The sequence below is a fragment of the Streptomyces sp. ISL-12 genome (assembly GCF_018614415.1).
In the GTDB taxonomy this organism is placed as follows: domain Bacteria; phylum Actinomycetota; class Actinomycetes; order Streptomycetales; family Streptomycetaceae; genus Streptomyces.
In genome coordinates, this window is sequence record NZ_JAGGOO010000157.1 from 1 (window position 1) to 5,171 (window position 5,171).

General features: G+C 72.1%; 3 protein-coding genes and 1 pseudogene. 3 read left to right on the forward strand and 1 reads right to left on the reverse strand.

Features of this window, described 5'->3' with window-relative positions; genetic code table 11:
* Positions 1-156 precede the first annotated feature (156 nt).
* Positions 157-987, reverse strand: a pseudogene (locus J7I94_RS34370) (hypothetical protein); the annotation flags it as partial.
* Between the two features lie 71 nt (positions 988-1,058).
* Between J7I94_RS34370 and J7I94_RS34375 the strand changes: the two are divergent.
* The 3 genes from J7I94_RS34375 to ilvD all read left to right on the forward strand — a co-directional run bounded on the left by J7I94_RS34375 (position 1,059) and on the right by ilvD (position 5,069).
* Positions 1,059-1,991, forward strand: coding sequence for a Ppx/GppA phosphatase family protein (locus tag J7I94_RS34375; protein WP_215173691.1), 933 nt, complete (start codon positions 1,059-1,061; stop codon positions 1,989-1,991).
* 240 nt (positions 1,992-2,231) lie between these two features.
* Complete coding sequence (locus J7I94_RS34380; protein WP_215173693.1) at positions 2,232-3,053, forward strand: sugar phosphate isomerase/epimerase; 822 nt, start codon at positions 2,232-2,234, stop codon at positions 3,051-3,053.
* Positions 3,054-3,215: 162 nt separating this feature from the next.
* Positions 3,216-5,069 carry a dihydroxy-acid dehydratase gene (gene ilvD / locus J7I94_RS34385; RefSeq protein ID WP_215173695.1) on the forward strand — a complete coding sequence of 618 codons (1,854 nt, stop codon included), beginning with the start codon at positions 3,216-3,218 and terminating at the stop codon, positions 5,067-5,069.
* Positions 5,070-5,171 lie beyond the last annotated feature (102 nt).

The window sequence follows — 5,171 nt, forward strand, 5'->3', positions numbered from 1 at the left end:
CGCAGGAGCCACCGGAGGCACAGGAGCCGCAGGAGCCACCGGAGGCACAGGAGCCGCAGGAGTCCCCGAAGCCGCAGGAGTCCCCGAAGTCCCCGAAGTCCCCGAAGCCGCAGGAGTCCCCGAAGCCGCAGAAGGCACCGCCGGCACCGGAAGCACCGGATCCGCCGGATGCGGCGCCAGCAGCGGCAGCCGCGAGGCCAGCCGCTCCTCGCACAGCTCGGCCAGCCGGTCGTAGCCCGCCTTGCCCATCAGCTCGATCAGCTCCGGCCGGTAGGACACGTACACCGGCTCGCCGGCCCCGTGCGCCGAGGTGGCCGACGTGCACCACCAGTGCAGGTCATGGCCGCCCGGACCCCAGCCCCGCCGGTCGTACTCACCGATCGACACCTGGAGGACGCGCGTGTCGTCGGGCCGGTCGATCCACTCGTACGTCCGCCGCACCGGCAGCTGCCAGCACACGTCCGGCTTGGTCTCCAGCGGCTCGCGCCCCTCCCGCAGCGCCAGGATGTGCAGCGAGCAGCCCGCGCCCCCGGCGAAACCGGGCCGGTTCTGGAAGATGCACGACCCCTGGAAGGGACGGGTCTGCCGGGACCCCTCCTCGTCCTCGGACACCCAGCCGTTCGCCGTGCCCTCGGCGTGGTGCTGCCAGATGTCCGGCGTGAGCCGGGCCACATGCCCGGCGACCCGGGCCTCGTCGTCCTCGTCGGAGAAGTGGGCACCCAGCGAGCAGCACCCGTCGTCCGCGCGACCCGCCTGGATGCCCTGGCAACCACTGCCGAAGACGCAGTTCCAACGAGAGGTCAGCCATGTCAGATCGCAGCGGAAGACCTGCTCGTCGTCGGCCGGATCCGGAAACTCCACCCACGCGCGCGCGAAGTCGAGCCCCTTCTCGTCACCCGCCGGCGCTGCCACGGCCCGCACGTCCGTCTTCTTCCGCTTGCCCTTCTTGGGCAGTTTCGCGTCCTTCGCCTGCTTCGTCTTTGGCACCCGTCCAGGGTAAGTCGCCCGCCCCCGGTACCCGCACCACCGCCGATCGTCCTGGCAGTAGCGTTCCGTACATGAGACTCGGTGTCCTCGACGTGGGATCCAACACGGTCCACCTGCTGGTGGTGGACGCGCACCCGGGCGCACGCCCGCTGCCCGCACACTCGCACAAGGCCGAACTGCGCCTCGCCCAACTCCTCGACGCGGACGGCGCGATCGGCACCGACGGCGTCGACCGCCTGACAGCCGTCGTCCGACGGGCACTCCAGGCCGCCGAGGACAAGGGCGTGGAGGACCTGCTGCCGTTCGCCACCTCCGCCGTGCGGGAGGCGCACAACGCCGACGAGGTCCTCACCCGTGTCCGCGCCGAGACCGGCGTCGAGCTGACCGTCCTGACCGGCGCGGACGAGGCCCGGCTCACCTTCCTCGCCGCCCGCCGCTGGTTCGGCTGGTCCGCGGGCAAGCTGCTGGTCCTCGACATCGGCGGCGGCTCCCTGGAGATCGCGTACGGCATCGACGAGGAACCCGACGCCGCCGTCTCCCTGCCGCTCGGCGCGGGCCGCCTGACCGCCGGCCGGCTCCCCGGCGACCCGCCCGACCCGGACGACGTCCGCGCCCTGCGCCGGCACGTCCGTACGGAGATAGCCCGGACGGTCGGCGAGTTCAGCCGCTTCGGCGCCCCCGACCACGTCGTCGCCACCTCCAAGACCTTCAAGCAACTGGCCCGCCTCACCGGCGCCGCCCGCTCCGCCGAGGGCCTCTACGTCCAGCGCGAACTGAAACGTTCCTCCCTGGAGAGCTGGGTCCCCCGCCTGGCCGCCATGACCACCGCGGAACGCGCCGAACTCCCCGGCGTCTCGGAGGGCCGGGCCAGCCAACTGGTCGCCGGCGCCCTGGTCGCCGAGGCCGCGATGGACCTCTTCGCCGTGGAAACACTGGAAATCTGCCCGTGGGCGCTGAGGGAGGGCGTCATCCTACGGCGCCTTGATCACATGGTGCACGGTTGAAGCCGATAAGGGGCGCGGGGCTGTATCGATGTGCGCTCCGCCGCGTGGGCGCGCCGAGCCACACCGCACCCGCACCCGCAACCGCGCCCGCACCCGCACCCGCACCCGCACCCGCACCCCGCACCCGCACCCCGCACCCGCACCCGCGCCCGCACCCGCGCCCGCACCCGCCTATGGCGCTGACCACAACGGCGAACAGGCGCGCCAACCCACCCAACCGCACCCCGTAACCTGAACCCCATGGCGCAGCCCCTACGCATCCCGGATGCGAAGGTCGCCCTGTCGACGGCCTCCGTCTACCCGGAGTCGACGGCGACGGCCTTCGAGATCGCCGCGCGCCTCGGATACGACGGCGTCGAGGTCATGGTGTGGACCGACCCGGTCAGCCAGGACATCGAGGCGCTGCGCAGACTCAGCGACTACCACCAGGTCCCGATCCTGGCCGTGCACGCCCCGTGCCTGCTCATCACCCAGCGCGTCTGGTCCACCGACCCCTGGGTCAAGCTCCAGCGCGCCCGCGCCGCCGCCGAGAAGCTCGGCGCGAGCACGGTCGTCGTCCACCCGCCCTTCCGCTGGCAGCGCCAGTACGCGCGTGACTTCGTCGACGGCGTGTGGCGCATGGCCGACGAGACGGACGTGCGGTTCGCCGTCGAGAACATGTACCCCTGGCGCTACCGCGACCGCGAGATGCTCGCCTACGCCCCCGACTGGGACGTCACCAAGGACGACTACCGGCACTTCACGATCGACCTCAGTCACACCGCCACCGCCCGCACCGACGCCCTCGGCATGATCGACCGCATGGGGGAGAGGCTCGGCCACGTCCACCTGGCCGACGGCCGGGGCTCCGCCAAGGACGAGCACCTCGTCCCCGGCCGCGGCACCCAGCCCTGCGCCGAGCTGCTGGAGCGCCTGGCGCTGACCGGCTTCGACGGCCATGTCGTCATCGAGGTCAACACCCGCCGGGCGATGTCCAGCGCCGAACGGGAGGCCGACCTGGCCGAGGCCCTGGCCTTCACCCGCCGCCACCTGGCCTCCGCGGCGAGAACCTCCCGCGGGTGAGCGACGGCGGCCCGCGGAGCACCCCCGGCCGACGAGATACGCGTCCCGTCATCCGGACACCGTGTCCCGGACCCTGGATGACCGGCGTACGCTCGACGTCAGTCAGAACCCTGTCAGTGCTCTGAGTGACACTGGCAGAACTCTCCGAAGGAGCGAGCGACGATGCCCGAGCTGAGGTCCCGCACAGTCACCCACGGCCGCAACATGGCGGGCGCCCGCGCCCTGATGCGTGCCTCCGGTGTACCCGGTGCGGACATCGGCCGGAAGCCGATCATCGCGATCGCCAACAGCTTCACGGAGTTCGTGCCCGGCCACACCCACCTGGCCCCCGTCGGCCGGATCGTCAGCGAGGCGGTCAAGGAGGCCGGCGGCATCCCGCGCGAGTTCAACACGATCGCCGTCGACGACGGCATCGCCATGGGCCACGGCGGCATGCTCTACTCCCTGCCCTCCCGCGACCTGATCGCGGACAGCGTGGAGTACATGGTCGAGGCCCACTGCGCCGACGCCCTGATCTGCATCTCCAACTGCGACAAGATCACCCCGGGCATGCTCAACGCGGCGCTCCGCCTGAACATCCCGACGGTCTTCGTCTCCGGCGGCCCGATGGAGTCCGGCCGCGCCACCCTGGTCGACGGCACGGTCCGCACGCTCGACCTGGTCGACGCGATGTCCGAGGCGGTGAACGAGAAGGTCTCGGACGAGGACATGCTCCGCATCGAGGAGAGCGCCTGTCCGACCTGCGGCTCCTGCTCCGGCATGTTCACCGCCAACTCCATGAACTGCCTCACCGAGGCGATCGGCCTCTCCCTCCCCGGCAACGGCTCGGTCCTGGCCACCCACACGGCCCGCAAACAGCTCTACGTGCGCGCCGCCGAGACGGTCATGGACCTCACCCGCCGCTACTACGAGCAGGACGACGCCTCGGCGCTGCCCCGCTCCATCGCCACGTTCCAGGCGTTCGAGAACGCCATGGCCCTCGACATCGCGATGGGCGGCTCCACCAACACGATCCTGCACCTGCTGGCCGCCGCCCAGGAGGCGGACGTGCCCTTCGGCCTGGAGCAGATCGACGCCGTCTCCCGCCGCGTGCCGTGCCTGGCCAAGGTGGCGCCGAACGTCGCCAAGGACCGCACGTACTACATGGAGGACGTGCACCGCGCCGGCGGCATCCCCGCCCTGCTGGGCGAGCTGCACCGCGCGGGCCTGCTCAACGAGGACGTGCACTCCGTCCACAGCCCGTCCCTCGCCGACTGGCTGAAGACCTGGGACGTCCGCGGCGGCTCCCCGTCCCCCGAGGCCGTGGAGCTGTGGCACGCGGCCCCCGGCTGCGTCCGCTCCGCCGAGGCGTTCTCCCAGTCCGAGCGCTGGGACACCCTCGACACGGACGCCGAGGGCGGCTGCATCCGCTCCGCCGAGCACGCCTACTCCAAGGACGGCGGCCTGGCGGTCCTCAAGGGCAACCTCGCCGTGGACGGCTGCGTGGTGAAGACCGCCGGCGTCGACGAGTCGATCTGGACCTTCGAGGGCCCGGCTGTCGTCTGCGAGTCGCAGGAGGAGGCCGTGCAGAAGATCCTCACCCAGCAGGTCAAGGAGGGCGACGTCGTCGTCATCCGCTACGAGGGCCCCAAGGGCGGCCCCGGCATGCAGGAGATGCTCTACCCGACCTCGTACCTCAAGGGGCGCGGCCTGGGCAAGGCGTGCGCGCTGGTCACCGACGGCCGTTTCTCCGGCGGCACCTCGGGCCTGTCCATCGGCCACGCCAGCCCCGAGGCGGCCTCCGGCGGCACCATCGCCCTGGTCGAGGACGGCGACCGCATCCGCATCGACATCCCGGGCCGCTCCATCGAGCTGCTGGTCGACGACGCCGAGCTGACCCGTCGCGAGCAGGCGCTGAACGGCACGTACGCCCCGAAGAACCGCGACCGCAAGGTGTCGGCCGCCCTGCGCGCCTACGCCGCGATGGCGACCAGCGCGGACAAGGGCGCCGTCCGGGACGTCAGCAAGCTCGGCTGACCGGCACCCGCGCCTCCGCCCACTGCTCGACGGCCTCACGAGGCGGGCCCGCCCACCACGGCACGGCCCGCCTCGCGCCGCAGCCCTCTGCCGGGCGGCTCT